Origin of the sequence: Natronolimnohabitans sp. A-GB9 (genome assembly GCF_030848565.1) — an archaeon.
GTDB lineage: Archaea > Halobacteriota > Halobacteria > Halobacteriales > Natrialbaceae > Natronolimnohabitans.
Genome location: NZ_JAVDDV010000016.1, coordinates 25,539 through 47,878, shown reverse-complemented (window position 1 = coordinate 47,878; position 22,340 = coordinate 25,539). Strand labels below are relative to the sequence as shown.

Annotated in this window: 22 protein-coding genes; 16 read left to right on the top strand and 6 right to left on the bottom strand. The window is 59.1% G+C overall.

The window, feature by feature from the left end; genetic code table 11:
* From RBH26_RS16450 to RBH26_RS16440, 3 genes are all read left to right on the top strand, one after another.
* Entirely contained in the window at positions 1–567 is a 567-nt protein-coding gene (locus tag RBH26_RS16450) for a TlpA disulfide reductase family protein (protein ID WP_306759469.1), read from the top strand.
* Positions 568–570: 3 nt separating this feature from the next.
* Positions 571–1,254, top strand: a complete 684-nt coding sequence (locus RBH26_RS16445) for a cytochrome c biogenesis protein CcdA (protein WP_306759468.1) — start codon at positions 571–573, stop codon at positions 1,252–1,254.
* A gap of 207 nt (positions 1,255–1,461) precedes the next feature.
* Positions 1,462–1,602, top strand: coding sequence for a hypothetical protein (locus tag RBH26_RS16440; protein ID WP_306759467.1), 141 nt, complete (start codon positions 1,462–1,464; stop codon positions 1,600–1,602).
* Between the two features lie 83 nt (positions 1,603–1,685).
* Here the strand turns inward: RBH26_RS16440 and RBH26_RS16435 are convergent, their stop codons facing one another.
* Complete coding sequence (locus tag RBH26_RS16435; protein ID WP_306759466.1) at positions 1,686–1,907, bottom strand: hypothetical protein; 222 nt, start codon at positions 1,905–1,907, stop codon at positions 1,686–1,688.
* Between the two features lie 79 nt (positions 1,908–1,986).
* Positions 1,987–2,910 carry a PGF-CTERM sorting domain-containing protein gene (locus tag RBH26_RS16430; RefSeq protein WP_306759465.1) on the bottom strand — a complete coding sequence of 308 codons (924 nt, stop codon included), beginning with the start codon at positions 2,908–2,910 and terminating at the stop codon, positions 1,987–1,989.
* Between the two features lie 220 nt (positions 2,911–3,130).
* On the opposite strand from RBH26_RS16430, the gene RBH26_RS16425 reads away from it, so the two are divergent.
* The 5 genes from RBH26_RS16425 to RBH26_RS16405 all read left to right on the top strand — a co-directional run bounded on the left by RBH26_RS16425 (position 3,131) and on the right by RBH26_RS16405 (position 11,126).
* Positions 3,131–3,367: a hypothetical protein gene (locus tag RBH26_RS16425; protein ID WP_306759464.1), complete on the top strand. Its 237-nt coding sequence runs from the start codon at positions 3,131–3,133 to the stop codon at positions 3,365–3,367.
* A 174-nt stretch (positions 3,368–3,541) separates the two neighbouring features.
* The gene (locus RBH26_RS16420) at positions 3,542–6,382 is read left to right on the top strand and encodes a DEAD/DEAH box helicase (protein ID WP_306759463.1); all 2,841 of its coding nucleotides are present in this window, start codon (positions 3,542–3,544) and stop codon (positions 6,380–6,382) included.
* A 274-nt stretch (positions 6,383–6,656) separates the two neighbouring features.
* Positions 6,657–8,744 (top strand): PAS domain S-box protein, encoded by a 2,088-nt coding sequence (locus RBH26_RS16415; RefSeq protein ID WP_306759462.1) that lies wholly within the window; start codon positions 6,657–6,659, stop codon positions 8,742–8,744.
* Positions 8,745–8,810: 66 nt separating this feature from the next.
* Positions 8,811–9,569 (top strand): protein sorting system archaetidylserine decarboxylase, encoded by a 759-nt coding sequence (locus tag RBH26_RS16410; RefSeq protein WP_306759461.1) that lies wholly within the window; start codon positions 8,811–8,813, stop codon positions 9,567–9,569.
* A gap of 360 nt (positions 9,570–9,929) precedes the next feature.
* A complete protein-coding gene (locus RBH26_RS16405) occupies positions 9,930–11,126 on the top strand; it encodes an orc1/cdc6 family replication initiation protein (RefSeq protein WP_306759460.1) in 1,197 nt (398 codons plus the stop codon).
* Between the two features lie 339 nt (positions 11,127–11,465).
* On the opposite strand, the gene RBH26_RS16400 is transcribed toward RBH26_RS16405, so the two are convergent.
* The gene (locus RBH26_RS16400) at positions 11,466–11,624 is read right to left on the bottom strand and encodes a hypothetical protein (RefSeq protein ID WP_306759459.1); all 159 of its coding nucleotides are present in this window, start codon (positions 11,622–11,624) and stop codon (positions 11,466–11,468) included.
* Positions 11,625–11,695: 71 nt separating this feature from the next.
* Between RBH26_RS16400 and RBH26_RS16395 the strand changes: the two genes are divergently transcribed.
* Together RBH26_RS16395 and RBH26_RS16390 are read left to right on the top strand one after the other, a co-directional pair.
* Positions 11,696–11,956, top strand: a complete 261-nt coding sequence (locus tag RBH26_RS16395) for a hypothetical protein (protein ID WP_306759458.1) — start codon at positions 11,696–11,698, stop codon at positions 11,954–11,956.
* Between the two features lie 255 nt (positions 11,957–12,211).
* Entirely contained in the window at positions 12,212–12,952 is a 741-nt protein-coding gene (locus RBH26_RS16390; protein ID WP_306759457.1) for a glucose 1-dehydrogenase, read from the top strand.
* Between the two features lie 502 nt (positions 12,953–13,454).
* On the opposite strand, the gene RBH26_RS16385 is transcribed toward RBH26_RS16390, so the two are convergent.
* Together RBH26_RS16385 and RBH26_RS16380 are read right to left on the bottom strand one after the other, a co-directional pair.
* Positions 13,455–15,320 carry a DUF262 domain-containing protein gene (locus tag RBH26_RS16385; RefSeq protein ID WP_306759456.1) on the bottom strand — a complete coding sequence of 622 codons (1,866 nt, stop codon included), beginning with the start codon at positions 15,318–15,320 and terminating at the stop codon, positions 13,455–13,457.
* A 276-nt stretch (positions 15,321–15,596) separates the two neighbouring features.
* Entirely contained in the window at positions 15,597–15,842 is a 246-nt protein-coding gene (locus RBH26_RS16380; protein WP_306759494.1) for an ArsR family transcriptional regulator, read from the bottom strand.
* Between the two features lie 460 nt (positions 15,843–16,302).
* On the opposite strand from RBH26_RS16380, the gene RBH26_RS16375 reads away from it, so the two are divergent.
* The 3 genes from RBH26_RS16375 (at position 16,303) to RBH26_RS16365 (ending at position 18,151) form a co-directional block, all read left to right on the top strand.
* Positions 16,303–16,554 carry a hypothetical protein gene (locus tag RBH26_RS16375; RefSeq protein ID WP_306759455.1) on the top strand — a complete coding sequence of 84 codons (252 nt, stop codon included), beginning with the start codon at positions 16,303–16,305 and terminating at the stop codon, positions 16,552–16,554.
* 70 nt (positions 16,555–16,624) lie between these two features.
* Complete coding sequence (locus RBH26_RS16370; protein ID WP_306759453.1) at positions 16,625–17,680, top strand: hypothetical protein; 1,056 nt, start codon at positions 16,625–16,627, stop codon at positions 17,678–17,680.
* Between the two features lie 294 nt (positions 17,681–17,974).
* Positions 17,975–18,151: a hypothetical protein gene (locus RBH26_RS16365; protein ID WP_306759452.1), complete on the top strand. Its 177-nt coding sequence runs from the start codon at positions 17,975–17,977 to the stop codon at positions 18,149–18,151.
* Here RBH26_RS16365 and RBH26_RS16360 read toward each other — a convergent pair.
* A complete protein-coding gene (locus tag RBH26_RS16360) occupies positions 18,144–19,100 on the bottom strand; it encodes a transcription initiation factor IIB (protein ID WP_306759451.1) in 957 nt (318 codons plus the stop codon). The genes RBH26_RS16365 and RBH26_RS16360 overlap by 8 nt on opposite strands.
* Before the next feature lie 331 nt (positions 19,101–19,431).
* Between RBH26_RS16360 and RBH26_RS16355 the strand changes: the two genes are divergently transcribed.
* The 3 genes from RBH26_RS16355 to RBH26_RS16345 all read left to right on the top strand — a co-directional run bounded on the left by RBH26_RS16355 (position 19,432) and on the right by RBH26_RS16345 (position 22,339).
* Positions 19,432–19,671 carry a hypothetical protein gene (locus tag RBH26_RS16355; protein ID WP_306759450.1) on the top strand — a complete coding sequence of 80 codons (240 nt, stop codon included), beginning with the start codon at positions 19,432–19,434 and terminating at the stop codon, positions 19,669–19,671.
* A 165-nt stretch (positions 19,672–19,836) separates the two neighbouring features.
* Entirely contained in the window at positions 19,837–20,430 is a 594-nt protein-coding gene (locus RBH26_RS16350) for an ArsR family transcriptional regulator (RefSeq protein WP_306759449.1), read from the top strand.
* Positions 20,431–20,875: 445 nt separating this feature from the next.
* On the top strand, positions 20,876–22,339 hold the full coding sequence (locus tag RBH26_RS16345) for an oligosaccharide flippase family protein (RefSeq protein ID WP_306759448.1): 1,464 nt from the start codon (positions 20,876–20,878) through the stop codon (positions 22,337–22,339).
* Position 22,340: the final 1 nt, after the last annotated feature.

The following is a 22,340-nucleotide window of genomic DNA, read 5'->3' as shown; positions in this document are numbered from 1 at the left end:
ATGCGACGACGGGAACTCCTCGCAGGGCTACTCGGCGGTGGCGCACTCCTCGGTGGCGGTGCGATCGTCATGACTGGCGTTCCGTCGATCACGTCCGAAGAGCTCCCCGAATCCAACGACTCAGTCGAAGTCGACGCCCTTGAGGCCCGCGGCAGTGATCCCGGATCGACGACGGTCCCCTACGACGAACAACTGACCGTCCTGACGTTCTTCGCGACGACCTGTGAAAGCTGTGCGGAGAAGATGCCGAACCTCGTCGACACCCAATCGGAACTGTCGGCCGAACCAGTACAGTTCGTCTCGGTCACGGCCGAACCCATCGGACGCGGCGTCTCGGAGTCGGAGGTCGTCGAGTGGTTCGAATCCCGTGGCGGCGACTGGACGCTCGCTCACGACCCGAATTCGGACCTGACAGTCACCTACGACGGGATCCCCTACCCGAAGACCGCGGCTGTCGATCCGGACGGGCGGATCTGGTGGGAACACACCGGCTACACGTCGACGGATGACCTGGTCGCCGGCATCGAAGGAGCACTCGAGGACGCGTCCGAACACATTGACAGCTGACCGATGGTCGAAATAGAAATCGTCACCGCCGTCACCTTCGCGATCACTGCGGGGGTTGCGACGTTTTTCTCTCCGTGTGCTGCTGCACTCCTTCCCGGGTACGTCGGCTTCTACGCGAGCCAGACCGACGATCCGACGCTCGGAGGAACCGTCGCTCGCGGGCTCGTGGCCGCCATCGGGGCCATCGTGACTCTCGCCGCATTACTCGGGGTCACCTTCTGGATCGGCCACCAGGCCTTTGCCGATCTCCTCGTTCTCGAGCCGATCGTCGGAGTCGCCCTTCTGGTGTTCGGGGTGCTCGTCCTCTCCGGCCGTGCGCCATCCCTGTCGGTTACCCTCCCGCAGCGACGCTCGAGCGTGCTCGGATTCGGCGTGTTCGGCGCGGGCTATGCCGTCGCTGCTGCCGGCTGTGTCGCGCCGGTCTTCCTGTCGGTGATCGTCCAGGCGCTGTCGTTTTCCCCTGGCGGCGCTGCGGTCGTTCTCGGATCGTACGTCGGCGTGATCGCACTGTTGATGCTCTCGCTGACCGTCGTAACGGGGATGGGAATGCTCGTCGGGTCCGACGTCGCGAGCGCTGGCGGACTCACCGCCTACAGCCATCGTCTCGAACAACTCGCAGGCGTCGTTATGATCCTCGCTGGATTGGGTCAACTCTACATCGCGTTTGCCGTCTCGAGTCCCGTGTAGCGTTTCCGTTTTCGTCCCGACGACATGGACTCGCGTTCGTGCGTTACCGCCGGACAGCAGTCATTGCAGCGGGTTCGCCGGACGGAAGCGGCGAATTCTCATTAGTCCAGTCCGGCAGTAGTGGACTGTCCGCTGTTGTCTCCTCCAGGGCGGTGGTTTCGCTTGCAAGGATACCGCTTGTCTCGTCGGCAAGAGTACGTAGGAAAGATGGACTCGAAACGACCGGACGTCCGATTGGACGACTCGCCCGACGAAGACGGAATCGTAACGAAACGCGATCGCTCGGACGACGAGTCCGGCACCCTTCGGTCCTTACTCGAGACGATTCGAGCGTCTCTCCGTCGGTAGCGCCGACCGCTACTTGGCTCTCGGACGGACCGATACCGAGATCCGTTCTCGCCGCTATCGCTTCGGACTCTGGCTCGCGTCGCTTATGCCGACTCCTCGAGTAAACCGAGTTCGTCAGCGGCGAGATCGGCGATTCGGTCTGCGACGTCGGGATCGACGGCGGCGACGTCGTTTCCGTCGTGGAGTCCTCCGTTGTGTCGCTCGATCGTCTCGGCGACCTCCGAGAGCGGAACGCGGGAGGTCGTCTCACACTCGGGACAGACGATCGGTACCTGCGGCTCGTCCGAATCGCTCGTGGCTGTCATCGTCCGTCTCTCTCGAGCGAACCGTCAAAATCACACTGATTGGGATCGATCGCTGCTGTCGCTCGCTCGAGTGACTCCGTCAGTTCGATCGTCGAGCGGCGAGGAGTGTCGCTGCTGCCAGCGCAGCGATCACAGCGACAATGCCGAAACCGGGCATTTCGTCGTCACTCGCGTCGTCGGTCGTTTCGTCAGTAGTCTCCGATTCGGTGTCGTCTCCGGTTGTGGAGTCGTCCGCTCCGTCGCCGTCGTCGAGTCGTTCCTCACCGTCGAGTTGGAGGACGACGACGGCCTGACCGTGCGATCCGTCCCCGTATTTGGTCCAGCCGCCACCGGCTTCCTCGTAGGACTCGGCGTCTTCGATCGGATCTATGCTGCTGTCCCACGAGTCGTGGGCCCGCTGAATGTAGCCGACGACTTCGATATCGTCCGCGTGCTCGCCGTCGATCTGGGCTTCGCCGTACTCGACCGTCGCATCCTCGGCGAGACCGTGCATCTCGATGCAGTGGGAGTCCAGGTAGCCGTCACCCTGTGGCAAGTCCGACGTCGTGCCGAACTGGTCGGCATCGAGTGGGCGCTCGTAGTTGTCGGTCAGCGGGTACTCGACGGTCATCGGATCCGCATCAGGGTGCCACGACAGCGATTCGCCGGTCGGCACGGTGACGGTCGTGTCCGGGACGCTCTCGCCGACGACCGGCTCACCGGCCTCGTTGAGTAGCGTAACGCAAATCTTCCCAGATCCATCGCCGAGATACGGCGATCGGTACTCGTCGCGCGGGTTGACGTAGCTGATCCAGTTCCCATCGGGGTCCTCCATCTCGAAGTATGCGTCTCCCTCTTCGGGCACTGGCTCGACGTAGGCGTCCTCGCTAACGGGGACGTCCGTGTCGTCCGTCGGTGTTGTGCCGGTGTCGGCACCGACTCCGCCGATGAGGCCGACGCCGACTACGCCGATCAGACATAGCGCGATCACTCCAACCAGGAGGGGCGTGCGTGAGTATGTCATCGGTACTGTCTGTTAGGGGCGGTCAGTCGGTCGGCGAATCGCTCGGTAAGTCGTCGTTTCGACGAGTGTCGTGTCATCGAACTAACCAGGTACGGTTACGATATTATGTATGAACAGCCTACTATACAGTAACCGAAGCCTAGAGATCGTCGTGGTGGGTGACTGGGTGTTTGCGTTGGCATCCCGAACGGACTTCCGACAGTCCGAAATAACACACCTGATGTCCGTTCTTCCATCCACTGGCGATCACGCCGAATCGAGAGCCGCGCCGTCTCGTGACGCGGCCGATACCGCCGACACAGCGATCCTCCGAACGCTGTTTCTCGTCGCCCTCGGCACCGCCGTTGTCGCGTACGTCGTCTCGAGATACGTCCGCTCTTCCGAGGACGATCTCGATGGGTCGCTCGAGGACGATTCCGAACCGAGCGATTCCGAATCGGACGTCGACGAGGAGTGAGACGGACTGCTGTATTGATGTCCCAGTGCGACGCGGTCCGGCCTGCAGTCGCGCCGGCACTGACGGCCAGCGGACTGTATCGACCGATACGCGATCAGCCTCGAGTCGATTCCGCCAGGAACGATTCCGCCGGGAACGTGGCGCTTATCCGCCGCTCGACCGTACACCGGACCGATGACTGACGGGGACGTCGCGGCGTTTACACACCTCGGGCCGACGGTCCGAACCGCGCTCTCCGAACGCGGCTTCTCGACGCCGACGGCACCGCAACGACTGGCGATTCCGCCGCTGTCGGCGGGCCAGCACACGCTCGTGATCGCACCCACAGGGAGTGGCAAGACCGAGACGGCGATGTTGCCGGTCTTCGACCACCTTGTCGCCGACGACGGGCCACCCGAGGGGTTCGGTGCCCTCTATATCACGCCGTTGCGAGCACTCAACCGCGACATGCGCGAACGCCTCGAGTGGTGGGGTGACTATCTCGATCTCGAGGTGGACGTCCGCCACGGCGATACGACCCAGTACCAGCGGGGGAAACAGGCCGAGAACCCGCCGGACGTCCTGGTTACGACCCCCGAAACGGTCCAGGCGATGCTCACCGGGGAACGACTCCGGGAGGCGCTTGCTGACGTCTCACACGTCGTGATCGACGAGGTCCACGAGCTCGCGGCGTCGAAACGCGGCGCACAGCTTGCGATCGGCCTCGAGCGGCTCCACGACCTCGCGGGCGAGATGCAACGGATCGGGCTCTCGGCGACCGTCGGCGATCCGGGCGAGGTCGGTAGCTTCCTCACCGGTGGCCGGCCCTGCGAGATTCGGGAGATCGACGTCGGCAGCAACGTCGACGTGAGCGTCCGCCAGCCGACGGTAACCGAAGCGGACGAACGACTGGCCGGCGAGTTGATGACCGAACCCGATACGGCCAGTCACGTCCGGTTGATTCGTGATCTGGTCGCCGAACACGAGTCGACGCTGATCTTCGTCAACACACGCCAGACGGCCGAGGCACTGGGTTCGCGCGTTACCGAACTCGGCCTCCCGATCGGGATCCACCACGGTTCGCTCTCGAAGGAGGCCCGCATCGAGGTCGAAGAGCAGTTCAAGGCCGGCGAACTCGACGGACTGCTCTGTACGTCCTCGATGGAGCTTGGGATCGACGTCGGCCGCGTCGACCACGTCGTCCAGTACAAGAGCCCCCGGCAGGTCACCCGGCTGCTCCAGCGGATCGGCCGGGCCGGCCACCGCCAGGACGAGGTCTCGAGTGGGACGATTATCACGACTCGACCCGACGACACCTTCGAGGCGATCGCGATCGCTCGACGCGCCCGCGACGGCGAGGTCGAACCGGCCGCGATCCACGAGGGGAGTCTCGACGTCGTCGCCAACCAGCTCCCGGGGATCGTCCAGAGCCGAGGGGACGTCCATCTTCGGGACGCGTACGACACTATTACGCGTGCGTATCCGTACCGGGAGCTCCCCGAGGAGACGGTCCGCGAGATCGCCTCGGAACTGCATCGCAACCGGATCCTCTGGTTCGACGAGAGCGAGGACCGCCTCGAGACGACCGGCGGCACCTGGCAGTACGTCTACTCGAACCTCTCGATGATCCCCGACGAGGAGACCTACGAGGTCCACGACATCGCCTCCGGACAACAGATCGGGACCTTAGACGAGCGGTTCGTCGTCAATTTCGCCCAGCCGGGCGAGGTGTTCATCCAGCGGGGGGAGATGTGGCGCATCGCCGAGATCGACGACGAGGACGGCCGCGTCAAGGTCAGCCCGATCGAAGACCCTGCCGGCGAAGTCCCGTCGTGGACCGGCCAGGAGATCCCCGTCCCCGCCGCCGTGGCTGGCGAGGTCGGCGAGATCAGATCAGTCGCTGAGCCACAGCTCGCGTCCGGAGCGGATTCCGCCGCGGTCGGTCGGGACCTCGCCGTCCGGTACCCTGGCGACGAGTACACGCTCACCGAAGCCTGTGACCAACTCGAGCGCCAGGTCGAAGCCGAGGCGCCGATGCCGACGGCCGACCGACTCGTCCTCGAGCGCCAGGGTCGGACGGTCGTTCTGAACGCGCCGTTTGGACACAAAGCGAACGAAACGCTCGGCCGGATCCTCTCGGCGCTGTTGGGCCAACGCGCCGGCTCGTCGGTCGGTCTCGAGACCGATCCCTACCGAATCGAACTCGAGGTTCCGAACTCGATTGCGACCAGCGACGTCCTCGAGGTACTGGAGGAGACCGACCCCGACCACGTCGAGGCGATCGTCGAACTTGGCCTGAAAAACTCCGACGCGCTCGCGTTCCGTCTTGCACAGGTCTCTGCGAAGTTCGGCGCGCTCAAACGCTGGCAAGGGGAGGGTTCGGGCCGACTCTCGAACGATCGGCTGCTCGCGGCCCTCGAAGATACCCCGATGTACGAGGAGGCGATCCGTGAGGTGTTCCACGAGGACGTAGACGTCGAGCGGGCGAGTGCCGTTCTTTCGGACATCCAGTCGGACGAGATCGAACTCGTCACCTATCGAGGTCGGACGCCGGTCGGTCAGGGCGGCCGCTCCTCGAGTGGGAAGGAGCTACTGGCGCCCGAAAACGCCGACGCGAGCGTGATCGACACGGTGCGAGAACGGCTCCAGGGCGATCGGGTGATCCTGCTCTGTACGCACTGCAAGGAGTGGAAGGTCAAAACGAAGGTCAAACGGGTCGCCGACCAGCCCGAGTGTCCCAACTGTGGCTCGACCCGTATCGCCTCGCTGAACCCGTGGGCTGACGAGGTTGTCCAGGCAGTCCGGGCCGCAGAGAAAGACGAGGAGCAAGAAGAGATGACCGAACGGGCCTTCCGAAGCGCGAGCCTCGTCCAGAGTCACGGGAAACAGGCCGTCGTCGCGATGGCCGCCCGCGGCGTCGGGCCGCACAACGCCGCCCGGATCATCAACAAGCTCCGCGAGGACGAAGACGAGTTCTACCGCGATATCCTCTCGAAGGAACGGGAGTACGCGCGTACGCAGTCGTTCTGGGACTGAGACGGACCGCTGTCGATCGACGCACGTCTCATACTCCCGGACAGCAGTCAGTGGTATCAGCGGGTCGCGGGGGTGCCGAGACGTCGGTGCAGGAACCCCCGCAGTTGATTCCCGCTGCTTTCCGATTGTCTGACGGTCACTACAACTGACAATAACTGGACACGACTGAGAGCCGACTGCCACACTCAAAATCTACTGAATTTGACACTCGGTACCCGTCGTATACGGGGTTTTGAACCAAGACCTTATCATCGCGACTATCGAAGTCCAGCTAATGGGTTCTGGTCCTCCTTCGACGCCGTCCTCTAGCGATCCGGGTTCTCACGACGGATCGAGCAGCCACGGCATCGGCTCGCTCCTCTCGGCAGCGGATATCGCCAGTTTTTGTATGCGTACTGATGGGACGATCACCGACGTCAACGACGCGTTCACGTCACTGGTCGGATACGGTCGTTCCGAACTGCTCGAGACGGACATTTCGGCGCTTCTCGCCTCCGAGGCGCCGTCGCTCGAGGCGGCAGTCGCCGACGCCGAGTCGGGTCCGGTTTCGACGTCAGTGTCGATCCGGACGCGAGCCGAGACGCAACTTCCCGCCGACGTTCACCTCGATACCATCGGTACCGATGGCACGGAGCCACGGATCGTCGGCCTCGTCGACCGACGACCGCCCTCGACGGAGGCCGTCGAGGCGTCCGATCTCACCTACGGTCGGACGTTTCAGGCACTGGCCGACGCGCTCCCCGACGGGATCATCGTACTGGACTCCGACAGCGATATCAAGTATGCAAACCCCGCCGTCGAACGGATCCTCGGCTACACGCCCGACGAACTCGTCGGCTCGAGCAAAGTCACTATTATTCCCCCGCGGCTCCGACAGGCACACCTCGATTCGCTCCAGCGCTATCTCGAGACCGGCGAGCGGAACCTGAACTGGACCTACGTCGAACTGCCGGGCCAACACAAAGCCGGTCACGAGGTCCCACTGGGCGTCTCGCTCAACGACTTCGTCCACGACGGCGAGCGCTACTTCGTCGGCCTCTTCCGTGACATTACGCCGCGAAAGGAGGCCGAACGAACGTTGACGGCGAAAGTTTCACAGCTCGAGTCGGTCGCGTACCTCGGTCGTCGCGCCCTCGAGAATCCAGCGCCGGACGACCTCCTCGAGAAGGCGACCGATCTGCTCGCCGCAGCCCTGAATGTCGACTGCTGTGCCGTCTACGAGACGACGACACCGGACGTACCTGGCGACGCCGGCGCAAACGAGACGGCGTTTCGGGTTCGGTCCGCCGTGGGCTGTGGCGACGACCTCCTGGAGTACGAAACGCAGCGGTCGACGACGGCCGATTCGGTCTCGCTTGCCGACGCCACCCTCGAGTCCGACGATCCGCTCGTCGTCGAGGACCTCGAAACCGATGCCCGGTTTTCGACGTCGAACGGGCTCGCTGACTGCGATATTCGGAGCGGAATGGGTGTCACGATCGGTCCGCTGGACGATCCGTGGGGCGTGCTCCTCGTCTACGACGACGAGCGACGGGAGTTTGCCGACCACGACGTCGACTTCCTCGAGAGTATCGCGACGATCATCGCGACGGCGCTCGAACGCCAGCGCTACGAACGCCGTCTGAACGAGACAGTCGACGAACTCGAGGCCTCGAACGAGCGGCTCGAACAGTTCGCGTACGCGGCCAGCCACGATCTCCAGGAGCCACTCCGGATGGTCTCGAGTTATCTCTCGCTCATCGAGCGCCGGTACATCGACGACCTCGATTCCGACGCCGAGGAGTTCATCGCGTACGCCGTCGACGGCGCCGACCGCATGCGCGAGATGATCGACGGTCTCCTCGAGTACTCCCGGGTCGAGACCCAGGGCGAACCGTTCGAGCCCGTCGACCTCGAGGCCGTTCTCGAGGACGTTCGGACGGACCTGCAGGTGGTGATCGAGGACTCCGACGCCGAGATTACGAGTGAGTCGCTGCCGACCGTTTGGGGCGATTCCCGGCAACTCCGCCAGCTGTTCCAGAACCTGCTGTCGAACGCGATCGAGTACAGCGGTGACGAACCGCCACAGGTCCACGTCGAGGCCGAACGCGACGGTCGGATGTGGCGCGTCTCGATTCACGACGCCGGGATCGGCATCGATCCAGACGACGCAGACCGGGTCTTCCAGGTCTTCGAGCGCCTCCACGGTCGCGAGGAGTACGACGGCACTGGAATCGGGCTCGCGCTCTCCCGGCGGATCGTCGAGCGCCACGGCGGCGAGATCTGGGTCGACGCCGAACCCGGCGAGGGGTCGACGTTCTCGTTTACCCTCCCGTGGGCGCGAGCGTCGGTCGGCGGGGACGACGGCGACGGGAACACGTAGTCGGACCGCACACACATCCCACCCACCATCGTAACGGCCATACGGGTCGGTACCGTGCGTTTCGACATGAACTTCGCGCCGGGGGCCTGGAAGTACGCGATCCCGCCCCTGCTCGCCGCGCCGTTCGCGCTGCTGTTCAGCGTGACGATGAGTCTCGTCGCCGTCGCAGTCGGTGCTGGAACCCTCGCCTTTTTCCGCGATCCGGACCGCAACCCGCCGCCGACCGGCGTCGTCTCGCCGGCCGACGGCAACGTCTCCGTTCTCCGCGAGGAGGGCAACCGAGTCCGACTGGGCGTCTTCATGAACGTCTGGCACGTCCACGTCGTCCGCGCGCCGTTTTCGGGGTCGGTGACGGACGTCGAACACATCTCGGGAGCGAACCGACCCGCGTTCTCGAAGGAATCCGACCGGAACGAACGGGTCCACGTCCGCCTCGAGACCGACTCGCCGAACCTGCCGTCGGCCGACGGCTCGGGCGACGCCGTCGACGCCGAAGCGGCGGACCCCCACTCGAGACCCGACGAACCGACTCGCGACGCCGAGGTGACGCTGATCGCCGGTGCCTTCGCCCGGCGCATCCACCCCTACGCTGAGCCCGGCGACGACCTCGAGCGTGGCGAGCGACTGGGCCACATCGCCTTCGGCAGCCGGGTCGACCTCCTGTTCCCGCCCGAGGTGGCCCTCGAGGACGTCGCCGTCGACGTCGGGGACTCGATGACCGCCGGCGAGACGGTCGTCCTCGAGGCTCCCGTGGACGGGACGATCGATCTCGGGATCGGCTCGGACGTGGATCTCGAGGACGACGGCGACGAGTCGCCCGCCTAATCGTCCGGTTCGAAGCGAGGGTTCGTCTCGAGGGGGGTTCGCGTGTGCCGTCTCGAGAGTACGTTTCGTGTGTTCTTGTGAAAATAGTGGCGTTATAATTGGTTTGACGTCCAATTATCAACGAGAGTGTTATCTACGAAAGCGAGGGGAGAGTGGATTTCGTGTGTTCTTATGCAGAGTAAGTGCTGTGCTGGAGTGTCGATAGTGAGAGAGTACGTTTCGTGTGTTCCTATATTCAAATTCCGCGATAGAGTCGGCGAAGGCGCGGAAATATAGTCACTAACTCGAGATACGGAAAACATACGAAACAGACGAAGTGGGGTTTTAAGTACGTATAGGATGATGTTATGGTAACAGAAGATGTCCGGACCGTTCAGTGATATTACGGAAACGATATTTGCTGATAAGTCAGTACTTCAGGAGAGTTATCAGCCAGATGAGATACTCGAGCGAGACGAAGAAATCGACGCTTTTAGCCATGCTCTTCAGGATGTCCTCTTCGGGTACGAACCGGAGAACATCTTTCTTTACGGAAAGGCTGGTCTCGGAAAGACTGCGGTTGCGAGGTATATGATGGACGAATTGCGTGCAGAAGTTACAGTCCGTGACGAAACGGACGATCTTCACATTCACGAGATAAACTGTAACGGGAAGACACTATTCATGGTCGTCAGACATCTCGTGAACGAACTTCTTCCAGAAGGAGCTAGTCCGTTTCCAAAGCGTGGGTTAGGTACTGGAGATGCGTTCGACGAACTCTATCGTCAACTCGACCGAATCGGTGGTACCCATCTTATGGTCTTCGACGAGATTGACCATCTAGATGACGCTGATACACTTCTTTACGAACTCCCTCGAGCGAGATCGAACGACTATATTACGGATTCGATGGTTGGGATTATTGGGATCAGTAACAATTACACGTTCCGTCAGGAGCTTTCAGCAAAAGTAAAAGACACGCTCATGGAAACGGAAATCTCGTTCAGTCCCTACGATGCTGGCGAGTTACGAACGATACTCCGCTATCGAGCCGAGCGTGCGTTCGTCGATGATGTCTGTGACAAATCGGCGATAGCGAAAGCGGCGGCGCTTTCAGCGCAAGATATGGGGAACGCTCGTCAAGCAATTGATCTCCTTCGTGTCGGTGCCGAAGTCGCTGAGCGAGAGCAGGCGGATACGATCACCGATACGCATATCGAAGCGGCACGAACGCGTGTTCAGCGAGGACGATTGCAGAATAAGATCCGTGACCAGACTGAACACGCACAGTATATCTTGGAAACACTTGCGAAACTCCACGAACGCGGCGAGGTGCCTGCCCGCTCTAAGACGATTCAGGAAGGATACGAACGAGTTGCGGATTCGTATGGATCAACGCCGCTGACGACTCTAAAAAGCGTTCAAGATCACCTTTCTGATCTTCACATGTTAGGATTCTTGCTCAAACACGAGCGCAATCAGGGCCGTAGCGGCGGCCAGTACTACGAGTACGAACTCGATCTTGATCCGATGATCGTCCTCGAGACGAGAGAAGAAATCGTCCAGGCATCCGAGTGAGAACACACGAAATCTACTCTCTTCTCACGGTTACGAGATACTGATACATACGTCTGGACAACAGTCAGTACACATCTGATCGCGTCTCGAGTGCGATCGGTGTGTACAGTGTGTTGTCCGGTAGTAGCAGAAAGCGCTGAACGGAGTGTGAGTATCACACTTAAAACCGCAGTTTGTCTGTTTCGTCTGTTACTGGTAGATCAGAGATACCCCCGCTTTCGCTCTTTACAAGCACTCTCCTGTGTGTCTCGAACTCGAGAACACACGAAATGTACTCTCTCTTCCGACGGTCACGACCAGTTCGGAGTTCCGCAGTCCTGTGTCGCCACCGTACTGGTCCTACTCCTCGATGGCCTCTTCGACGATCTCGATCTCCTCGTCAGTTAGCCCGTGTAGCTCGTACACGATCTCGTCGATCAACTCGTCCGCCTTCTCGGTCTTTCCTCGAGTTCTGCACGTATTCCACCTGCTTGCGGCAGGTATATTCCTCGTAGTCATATATTCCCCGTGTATATGCTTTCGAGTCATTTAAACATGCCCGGATCACACAATACTACAGGGAAAACCCTATGAGTGTAAAAGGAGAGACAGAAGCCGCCAGTCGGTCCACCCGGCGCGCTGTCGAAGTCGTTTCAGCGACGTTTGGCGTGGTAGTGCTGCTCGCAGCCGTATCGTACTCTGTAATCGTAAACGTCGTCAACTGGATAACAATCGACGTCCTCATGTATCCCGTTCAACCTGTGGCACCGTTTGTTGTCATTAGTGGTGCAATACTGACGATTCCGATTCTTATCCCGACCGTTCTGGTCAGCGTCAAACTCATCGAGTAATCGCCTCCGTTGATATGGTCTCCTATCGTCCGTCCGGCCGATCGGCGGTACGTGACGACAGTAGACCGTCTGGATCATACTGCCAGTATATACTCCTGGTCATGGTCCATTTAACGTGACTACTGCCAGAATGGCGTTTGAGGGTATGTTGCGGTAGAGTCTGGCCACCGCGTGTTAACTAAATAGATGGCGAGCTGACCAATATATCTGGAATTCTCAAAACGATAATTATACACTGGCTACAAATTAGTGCGTATGGTTACTCTCCAACACTCCGTCGTTGTGATTACAGGCGCTGCATCAGGAATGGGGAAAGCAATGGCACACGAGTTCGCTGACAACGGAGCGAACGTCGTTGCCGTTGACGTTGACGAAGCTGGCGTCGACGATGTTGCAGCGGCTATCGGTGAGAACGCGATTGGTGTCTACGGTGACGTCAGCGATACTGAGAGCATGGAATCGGTCGTCGACACAGCCGTCGATGAATTTGGGACGATTGACGTACTCTGTAACAATGCAGGCGTTCTCGATGAGTACGCGCCTGTTGATGAGACGTCTGATGACCTCTGGGATGGGGTTCTCGGAGTGAACCTCGACGGGCCATTCTACCTCACACGCGCCGCTCTCCCCGAACTCGAGTCCGGCGACGAAGAAGGCGTCGTGATCAACACGGCGTCGGTTGCGGGCAAAGCAGGTGATGGCGGTGGGGCAGCATACACTGTCTCGAAACACGGTGTGATTGGGCTCACAAAGCATCTGGCGACAGCGTATGCACCCGATATCCGAGCCAATGCGATCTGTCCGGGTGCCGTCGAGACAGGCATGACCGAAGACATGCTCGGTCAGTTAACCGAGTTGGCAGCGGAGACGCCGGCAGATGAACCTGCAGAACCTGCAGAGATCGCTTCTGTCGCCGTCTTCCTTGCGAGTGATAAGGCATCCTTCATCCACGGCGAAGCGATCAACGTAGACGGGGGGATGCTCGCTGACATCTGAGTTCGACGGGTGCCATCGAAGCGTTCCCATACCCTCCATTCAGGTGTCGTATCAGTAGCTAGTAGCACGATTCCGTGTTTGATCGTCGGATGTACTCACACGTTCTCGGTCGAAGTGACAGTCATACTGTCGGACAGCACGAGTCGGCGATCGGTCGCGCTACTGTGACCGTCTCGAGGGTGACGGCCGCGATCTCGCGACCGACTGCGCACTGACGGCTGCCCGACAGTATCAGCGACCACTCCCCGTTTGTCAGTTTCGAACTCTCTCGCGTGTGACTCGAACTCGAGAACAGACGAAACGTACTCTCCTTTCGTCGGTCACGACGAGTTCGGATGTTTCGATTCTTGTGTCGCCAAGGGGACAAGCGCAAAAAATCACAGCATCCTACCCCCACCTCCGCACGCAGATCTCCAGTTGAAGCAAACGAAGGTACTGGAATCAAACCTCCGTCCGTTACACCAGAATCTTCAGTGGAATGTGTGAGAAGAGATTGAGAATATTAACGACTGATTTCTGTCTTAGCTGAATCAGGACTTATAGTGCTTCTATTAGGTGATTTCTCTAACAGATCTTTTACTATTAGTTCTTTACGCCTTTCGAAGAACTGGTCCGCGTTTTCTAGTTTATAGAGATCAGGATCTTTTGGGATACAGTGTCTGGTGAGATAGTCCCTAGTCCTTGTCGGAAGCCACTCTTCCGGTAGTTTACTGGATTTAGTCCGATTCTCACCTTTTCGTAGAAGCTGTAAATTCGCAAGACTGTCACGGAATTCGTCTAAGCGTTCTACCTTTTCCCGGCTAAGGTCAGTTTCACTGAGAAGATATTCCTTCTCAAGTTTAGACTTCGGGAAGATATGATCTAACTCATAGTTATAATTTTCATTAGCAACATCAGGGAAGTATAATAATGAAAGCACGACTTGAAGAACTCGATTGCTATTGTTACCTTCCCTGAACCACCGCTCAATTGTTTCTTCATCAACACCCATTGACTTATTATAATCGTTCAACTTACTCTCAACTTCTTGCAATGGGAATTCATTACCAGGTGTCCCTTTGATAACTTTCCGTACTCCTTGAACCGTTTGTGTGGTTCCAGCTGTAGTTAAGTCACCAGTAGTAACCATAGAGCTAGTCCAATAGAGTAGCTTCTTTCTATTTTCTTTCCCCATGTTGGAATTAAATGATAATGTTGGATTATTATTATGATAGAAGTAATATATTATCGGAAGCAATATCATCTTGCTCCGGACATGGCTGGTGGTGAATCCGAAGCTATTCATTAGGTCAAGGGTCCTGAATATCGAAGTTTCGAACTTTGGATCTGTCCATGCGTCCTTCATTTTACTCAGTGTCGTTTTGTTGAAGTTTGACAGGGAGAAGGATAAGTTGGAAACTTCCCCGGTGAGCATGAGAGCCCTCAAAACGAAGTTCGAATCAAACTCAGTTCCGCCTCGAGCATCGTGCTCGTTCATACGGTCAACTAACTCTTGGATTTCTTCCCTAGCCACAATATCTCTATTAGATTCTTCATCTCGCCAGTGAGCAGTAGCGATAGAAAGCAAAATGTCAGACTTCTTTAATTGGGTTCCACCTTCATTAGCTCTAATAAATATATCCAATACTTTATTTTGGTTTTCTTCATCTTCTTCGAAGTATGAAATAGCATCTCGTTCACGTATAGCTCTGTAGAGGTGATGGATGTTTTTTGTAACTGGTCCGCGGGCAGTTTCCGTATTGATTTTGTCAGTTTCTTCAATCTCGCTTAAGATTCGCTCCGCTTCTTCCGTAGAATCGTTCACATTCAAGATATCTCCTACCCGGTACCAGTATTCACCCTTGCTAATTTCGGGATTCGGCTTCTTGAATTCAAATTGATACCGACGATCGTTCTCTTCCTCATTAGTTGGTGAAAGAACATTGAGGTAAAGTTGTTTCCGATCCCAAGATTCCTTCCTCTTACGACGCTTATTCGGCTTTTTTTCGGTGTAGGTGCCCTTCAAGCCGATATAAAATGAGGTTAGACGCTGCTGACCATCAAGTACTAAATTGACACGTTTTGGCAGTCGTTCTCCAAACTCGTCATGATATCTAATATTATGGTAGTTCACATCACTAAACTCATCGGGATATATAGGATCTTCAATATAATTTTCCACAAATTTGTATTTCACTCTCTCCTGTGCATACTCATCACTAACCTTCCAAAACAGGAATGATCCAATTGGATATCCTCGAAGAACAGAGTCAAATAGGTCCAATATTTGTGTCTTCTCCCAAACAAACTCCCGTTGAATTGCCGGAATGAGATAGCTGTGATTGATGTCTTTGATAATGCTATCAATTGTTGTTGACTGATATCCCATTGATTAGGGAAAACGATTTTTCACATATAAATTTATTCTTCGACATATTTTCGGACCTTCGTAGGTCAAGGGAGTTATGTCAGTTTGTCCCACTATCAGCGGTTGCCGCTGAAATAGTTTGATATCCCGAATATGAACACGAAAAATCCCGTATTCGTGTTTATATTCACTAACTGCTACTGTCGGTACTGCTGGGAGTTTTCTACATATATTCAATCCACACAGATATGGGGTAATCTGTGTTGGTAAAATATCTATTTAGTTATCACACAACCGTTACGACATGTCAGTTGTTTCCTCGAGTTCGCTCGCGTCCAACTTCTCGTCCAGATACGCTTCGCCCTCATCGGTGATCGTATAGAGGCCGGTAACGATCTGCTCGAGCAGGCCGTACTGGGCGAGTTGTTTGCACCTGCGGCTGGCGTGGCTACTCGAGGGGCCACCGAACTCCTCGACCGCTGCTGGGGTGAGATTTCCGTGCTCGCGGAAAATCTCGAGGATCCGGTCGTCGACGGGCTGCATCCACTCCGCAGGTTGTCGAACCACGAACGCAGTATCTCTGACTGTGTTCATATTCCCTGCGATGTGTGAGAGGATGCTCACTACTCTCTACCTTTCAGTCAGCGATACTGCAGTGCCACTCAGAGATGATGAGTAAACTATTTACTATTATAGTATAATGAAACGTATGGAAGCCGGTCCACCGGGCACTCATCGAGAACTGCCCGACGTGTTGGCGCACGTCGGACGCGGCTTCCGATCCCACACCAGGGAATTCAGAAGCCATGCGACAAGTTAGCCTCAGAGCCCATAACTGTAGGGCTCACGAGTTCGGAGTAGTTGCTGTCCAGCACGACGATGGTCGCGCGATCGACGCTCGATATTTAGTCACGAACGCACGCGCGAGCACACACCGTCCTCGAGGAGCCACCCTCGAGTCGCGAGCCGTGACTGGGGACGAACACACTGCCGGGGGGACACGATGAGCGACGAGCCTGCCGCGGACGGTGCCGCCCTCGAGGCGGAACTCGTCCGCCAGTACGTCCAGCAACTCGAGGCCGTCGACGACGACGCCGAACGCCTCCTCGAGTCGCTCGGGACGGCGGACGTGATCGACGAGCCGACGCGCACGCGGGTGAGGCGACACCTGCGCGAGGTCCGAGCCCAGATCCACGCGCTGGTGCTCTGGCTTCGCGATCGCTACCTGACCGACGATCCGCGGGCGTCGACCTGAGCCCGGCTCCCGTCTTCGGCCCGTCGTATCGCTTCCGACCACCTGTCGTCCGGTAGGACACCACATTCCAATGCCATCGTCACCAGCCGATACGGAAGCATCGCCCGCGAACCAGTCCGAACGGCCCACGCAAAGTGAGTTCGATCGCCTTCGCGACCGCCTCGCGACCCTCGAGGCCGAACTCGAGTGTAAGGACGAACGTATCGAACGACTCGAACGCGACCGCGATCGACTCGCGGAGACCGTCGACCGACTCGCGGACCACATCGACGACCTCGAGGACTGCACTGACGACCTCGAGACTCGAACCGACGACCTCGAGGACTGCACTGACGACCTCGAGACTCGAACCGACGACCTCGAGGACTGCACTGACGACCTCGAGACTCGAACCGACGACCTCGAGGACTGCACTGACGACCTCAAGGCCGAGACCACGCGACTCGAGGGCGTCGCCGAGGCTGGGCTCAACAAGGCCACCGCGAACAAAGAGCGCGTCACGGAACTGCAGTCCCGCGAACTCGAGAAAGGGGCCCACCTCCGGACGGAGACCGTCGACGAGCACGCGGTCACCGTCGCGAACGGCCGCCTCGAGCGGATCGAGAAGGACGACGGCGACGCCTACTACCGCCTCCCGGAGCACGCCGATCCACTCGAGCGCGGCGGGGACGTGTCCCTCGCCTACGGCGACTTGCTCCCGATTCAGCAACTCGCCCGGATGGACGAGGAGATGCGTCGGTCGGCGGCGAACTCGCTGCCGACCAGACTGGCCGCACAGCTCTGGCAGGCTCGCACCGACTCGAGTGTCGGCGACGATCCGTGGGCGCGTGGCTGCAAGGACGTCGACGAGTACGTCAAAGCGAGCGATCTGAAACACTGGATCCGGCGACAGGAACCGGGAATCAGCGAGAGCTACGCGAAGAAGCTGGTGTCGCGAACGATCGACGCCGCGTTGGACCTCTCGAAGAACCGGCTCGCGGTACGTCGGCGAACCGAACGCAAGAACGGACTCGAGTACACCGAACGACGGCTCGTCCTTCCCGCGGACGCGTCGATACCCGGGGCGACGAGCCGAGACGAAGCGCGTGACTCGACGGAGCCGGAGACAGCTGGTGTCCACGGGTAGGATCGTCCACGTCGTCGGTCACGCCCTCGAGTGCGTGTGAGCGTCCGTCTCACCGGTCCACGTCCGACTCACTGGCCCATCATACAGTCGCGTGCGGGTGTTCGATGCGGTCGGGTAGCTGTGCGGCTCTCGCTCGAGCGGTCGTCGGCGGTCGGGATCGAGGACACTCGAGACTGCACTGTCCGGTGACGACAGCTGTCCACGGACGACCCTGACCACTCGAACACCACGTGTTCGACGCTGTTGGTGTGGTGTGCGATTACTTATATCAGGTCGGCGAGCGTTGTCTCTCGTATGTACCGTGCAATCCTGCCGGAAGGCCAGATCGAGTGCGAGCGGTACGACCACACCGAGAACGGCGTCGAACTGTACGATGACGACGACGAGTTCATCGCGTTCGTTCCGTACGAGAACCTCCGGGCGCTTGCCGATGCGTCCATCTACACGGAAGACGAACGGTCGATCATGTAGTCGCCGGCTCTTGGTCGATCGCCTCGAGTTGCTCGCGGTAGCGGTTGCGGACGGTGACGACGGTCGTCTGTGCGGTGTCGGCGACGGCTCGCTGGGGGATCGTCTCGTCACAGAGCAGGCCGGCGGCGTAGATCGCCGCGGCGGCGAAGCCGGTCGGTGACTTCCCCGAGTGCAGGCCCTGTTCGGTCGTTCGATCGATGATCTCGACGGCTTTCGTCTCGACGTCCTTGCCGACGTCGAGTTCCGAACAGAACCGTGGCACGAACTGACGCGGATTCGTCGGCTCGAGGTTGATGTCGAGTTCGTCGGCGATGTAGCGGTAGGTACGGCCGATCTCCCGTTGGTCGACCCGTGAGACGGCGGTGACTTCCTCTAAGCTGCGGGGAATGTCCTCCTTCCGGCAGGCCGTATAGAGGGCGCTGGTGGCGACGCCTTCGATCGAGCGCCCCCGAATGAGGTCCTGCTCGAGCGCTCGTCGATAGATGACGCTTGCAGTCTCCTTGACGGGTTTGGGGACGCCCAGTGCGCTGACCATTCGGTCGATCTCCGAGAGGGCGTATTTGAGATTGCGCTCGCCGGCGTTTTTCGTTCGAATGCGTTCTTGCCAGATGCGGAGCCGATGGAGCTGGCCGTGTTTGTCGGCCGACATCGAGTGGCCGTTGGCGTCTTTGTTCCGCCAGTCGATTGTCGTCGTCAGCCCCCGGTCGTGCATCGACTGGGTAAGCGGCGCGCCGACGCGGGAGAGTTCGTCGTGTTCCTGGGCGTTGAACGCACGCCATTCGGGGCCGTAGTCGATGGGATCCTCGGTGAGGACGAGTCCACACTCTTCGCAGACCCGCTCGCCACGGTCCGGATCGTGGATGATCGTCGCCGTTTCGCAGTCCGGACACCGCTCGGCTTCCGTCTGCTCTGACTCGCTCGTGGTTTGATCGATGATGGACCGCGTCATCAGTACCTACTGAAGAGGTGCCGGCACTGTAAGGGGTTAACATGGTTTCGGGGGAAACTCTCACTTACGTCTCGAATATAGCCGAGTCGAAACGGAGAAGCAAAGAGATCGACAGGTCGTCGCCGTCCCCGATTCAGGGGCGACCAAACCGTGCCGAAACCGTGTCCCATCGGTCCGTTACGGGCGATGCGCCGTTATCGGCGTCTCGCCCTAGTGCGCTAGACGTGAACGAGGCACATGAAATGCGGCCATTGTTTCATCGTGAGCGTGACGTAAACCACGGATTCATCGCGTAAATACGGCTTTCACCTGCGAACTGTCGCTCGCCTTTATGTCGCTGGCACCAAACGTTCCGTACCAGTGTCGTGTTCCGTCGACTACGCTTGCCACGTCGTTCTGGCGCTGGAACTGGCTGTACGCGATCGGTACGGCCCCGCAACCGATCGATACTGATCCCGTCCGTCGAGTTCCGCGAGCGCTCCTCGAGTCGTCGGTCTGTCTCGCCGCGAACGCTCTCGAGAAGTCGATCCATACCTGCTTTGCAGCCGGTGCGAAACGTGGCCGTCCTTAAGAGCGTCAATATTGGTGTACAACCTGGTGTGTCAATCGTGACTGCGACTTGCGGATCGAGCAGACGGCGGCTCCCGTCGACTCGACAGTTTGGCAGTGGTTTCGTGTACCGTAACCCGTCCCGATCAGGCTGGTCTTCGGCGCCAGCGTCCGGAGGTCGAGCGTAATGTCGTCGATCGATACCTCGCTTCCAGACGAGATCGCATCGGTCGCCGATTCGGACGAGGAACAACGATTATCGAAAGACGTCATTTTCGAACTGCTGAAAAATCGGCGCCGGAGAGAGGTACTCGCCTACTTACTCGAGGCCGACGACACCGTAACGCTCGGTGAACTCGCCGAACAGATCGCCGCCTGGGAGAACGACACCGACGTCAGTGCCCTCAGCTCCGACCAGCGAAAACGGGTGTACGTCGCGCTTTACCAGACGCATCTCCCGAAGATGGACGACGCTGGCATCGTCGAGTACGACCAGGACCGAGGACTGATCTCGCTTGCGGACAACGCCGACCTGTTGATGATGTACCTCGATACGGATTCGGAGCAACAGGACCGCTGGGACCGCTGGTATGCGGCCGTAAGCGTCGTCGGGGCGGCGCTCGTTGCTGGGGCCTTCCTGGGCGTCCCGTTGCTGTCGGCCGCGCCGCTCGGACTCGCCGGACTCGTCGTCGGCGCCTTCTTCGTCCTCTCGATCGCTCACTTCGTTACGAACCGGCAACGCGAGCAAAACGTCGACGGCAAACTCTCACGGATCGAGTGATCGATCCCGGATACGGATCGACGACTCGGACGGCACTTTTGAACCCGCCACCCGCCGCGTAGCGGTAGTGCACACCGACATAACGTCTGGCTACTCGGACCGCCATGTCCACTCGAGACGTCCGCGGAGCGTCGAAGCCGGAAATTGCCGGAACCGACTTTCGACCGACATCGACAGTCACGCTTTCGAATCGAAACGCTACGCACCGCGGCGTCTCGCTCACCTACCGCGGTCCGCGGTATGTCTCCGTTGAACTACTGGTCTGTATACCCGACTTCCGGGTAGGAGTGAAATAACCAATTAGTGATCTCTCGATGTTGCCTGACAGTTCGTGTTCATGGATCGAAAGGCCACTCCACCGGTATCCGGTCGTAGCCGAACTGAACCGACGATCGACGTTTCGACGCTCGTGTGAGACACCGCTTCTGTTCGTCACTATCTCTGTATGGATCTCACGGAGCAACTTACGGGTCGATTCAAGGCCGAATTCCTGGGTCGGATCGTCGCGATCGTCTCGAGCGGCTTGCTGATGGTCCTGCTGGCTCGGTTGCTCGGCCCCGACGAGTACGGGCTGTTGTTTCTCGCGATCTCGGTGTTTTCGACGGTCGGCATCTTCAGCAAGCTCGGCATCGCCAAGTCCGGAGCGCGATACGTCTCGGAGTACAAGGAGCAACGACCGGATCAACTGCCACATATCTTCCGGACGGTGCTGGCGTTCAACGTGGCGGCGATCGTGATCGTCGCGGTCGTCATGGCCGTCGGGCATCGACAGATCGCCACCATCCTCGAAGAGCCCGATTTGACGCCGCTTCTCCTGTTGGGGGCCCTGTATCTGGCGTTCGAGGCGCTTGCGACCTACGTTCGATTGATGTTGCAGGGACTCGAGGAGATCAAGTTCAGCGCGACGGTCCACGCGATCGATCGCGGCTGTCGATTCGTGTTCGCGATCGGGTTCGTCGTTCTCGGATTCGGGGCCATCGGCGCGCTCGTGGGTTACATTCTCGCGTTCGCGCTCGTAACCGTCATCGGACTCGGCACGATCTACGTCCGGTACTACCGCGATCACGCGGCTGCGCCGTCGATCGAGGACGGACTGCCACGCCGGATCGGCGAGTACTCGGTTCCGTTGACCGCGACGAGCACGGCAAACGTCCTGGACAAGGAAGTCGACACCGTCCTCGTCGGCTTCTTCTTAAATCCGGTGGCGGTGTCGTACTACGTCATCAGCAAACAGGTCATCCAGTTCGTCGAGACGCCGGCGACGGCACTCGGGTTCACACTCTCACCGACCTACGGCGCACAGAAAGCGAATGGAAACGTCGACGGTGCTGCACGGATCTACGAAACTGCGCTCTCGAATACGCTGTTGTTGTACATTCCGATCGCAGCGGGTCTCGCTCTCGTCGCCGAACCGGCCCTCAAGTTGGTCTTCGGCGACGAATACCTGAACGCGGTCCCCGTGCTCCAGGTCCTCGCGTTCTACGCCGTCTTACAGTCGATCACGAAACTCACCAGCAACGGGCTGGATTTCCTGGGACGGGCCCGCGAGCGTGCGATCGTCAAGGGGACGACGGCGGTCATGAACGTTGGCCTGAATATCGTTCTCATTCCGACGATCGGCGTCGTCGGCGCCGCAGTCGCGACGGTCGTTACCTACTCGCTGTACACGCTCGCGAACGTGTACATCATTCACCTGGAGTTCGATCTTCGGGTCGGGTATCTCGTCCGCCGTATCGCGCTTATCACGGCTGTCACCGGCGTGATGGCGGTCGTCGTCTTCTTCGCCGTCTCCTTCGTCGAGGGATTCCTCTCGCTTGCTTTCGTTATCGCACTGGGTGTCGCGGTCTGGAGCACCCTCTCCGTTCTCACCGGACTGCTCGACCTCCAACAACTCGCCAACGCACTGTAAC

Coding starts and splice junctions, on each gene's coding strand:
- RBH26_RS16375 (WP_306759455.1), top strand. CDS start 16,303: ATGAGCGACGAGCCTGCCGCGGACGGTGCCGCCCTCGAGGCGGAACTC.
- RBH26_RS16395 (WP_306759458.1), top strand. CDS start 11,696: ATGAGTGTAAAAGGAGAGACAGAAGCCGCCAGTCGGTCCACCCGGCGC.
- RBH26_RS16450 (WP_306759469.1), top strand. CDS start 1: ATGCGACGACGGGAACTCCTCGCAGGGCTACTCGGCGGTGGCGCACTC.
- RBH26_RS16390 (WP_306759457.1), top strand. CDS start 12,212: ATGGTTACTCTCCAACACTCCGTCGTTGTGATTACAGGCGCTGCATCA.
- RBH26_RS16370 (WP_306759453.1), top strand. CDS start 16,625: ATGCCATCGTCACCAGCCGATACGGAAGCATCGCCCGCGAACCAGTCC.
- RBH26_RS16355 (WP_306759450.1), top strand. CDS start 19,432: ATGTCGCTGGCACCAAACGTTCCGTACCAGTGTCGTGTTCCGTCGACT.
- RBH26_RS16410 (WP_306759461.1), top strand. CDS start 8,811: ATGAACTTCGCGCCGGGGGCCTGGAAGTACGCGATCCCGCCCCTGCTC.
- RBH26_RS16430 (WP_306759465.1), bottom strand. CDS start 2,910: ATGACATACTCACGCACGCCCCTCCTGGTTGGAGTGATCGCGCTATGT.
- RBH26_RS16440 (WP_306759467.1), top strand. CDS start 1,462: ATGGACTCGAAACGACCGGACGTCCGATTGGACGACTCGCCCGACGAA.
- RBH26_RS16385 (WP_306759456.1), bottom strand. CDS start 15,320: ATGGGATATCAGTCAACAACAATTGATAGCATTATCAAAGACATCAAT.
- RBH26_RS16365 (WP_306759452.1), top strand. CDS start 17,975: ATGTACCGTGCAATCCTGCCGGAAGGCCAGATCGAGTGCGAGCGGTAC.
- RBH26_RS16360 (WP_306759451.1), bottom strand. CDS start 19,100: ATGACGCGGTCCATCATCGATCAAACCACGAGCGAGTCAGAGCAGACG.
- RBH26_RS16380 (WP_306759494.1), bottom strand. CDS start 15,842: ATGCAGCCCGTCGACGACCGGATCCTCGAGATTTTCCGCGAGCACGGA.
- RBH26_RS16400 (WP_306759459.1), bottom strand. CDS start 11,624: ATGACTACGAGGAATATACCTGCCGCAAGCAGGTGGAATACGTGCAGA.
- RBH26_RS16425 (WP_306759464.1), top strand. CDS start 3,131: ATGTCCGTTCTTCCATCCACTGGCGATCACGCCGAATCGAGAGCCGCG.
- RBH26_RS16350 (WP_306759449.1), top strand. CDS start 19,837: ATGTCGTCGATCGATACCTCGCTTCCAGACGAGATCGCATCGGTCGCC.
- RBH26_RS16405 (WP_306759460.1), top strand. CDS start 9,930: ATGTCCGGACCGTTCAGTGATATTACGGAAACGATATTTGCTGATAAG.
- RBH26_RS16345 (WP_306759448.1), top strand. CDS start 20,876: ATGGATCTCACGGAGCAACTTACGGGTCGATTCAAGGCCGAATTCCTG.
- RBH26_RS16435 (WP_306759466.1), bottom strand. CDS start 1,907: ATGACAGCCACGAGCGATTCGGACGAGCCGCAGGTACCGATCGTCTGT.
- RBH26_RS16445 (WP_306759468.1), top strand. CDS start 571: ATGGTCGAAATAGAAATCGTCACCGCCGTCACCTTCGCGATCACTGCG.
- RBH26_RS16415 (WP_306759462.1), top strand. CDS start 6,657: ATGGGTTCTGGTCCTCCTTCGACGCCGTCCTCTAGCGATCCGGGTTCT.
- RBH26_RS16420 (WP_306759463.1), top strand. CDS start 3,542: ATGACTGACGGGGACGTCGCGGCGTTTACACACCTCGGGCCGACGGTC.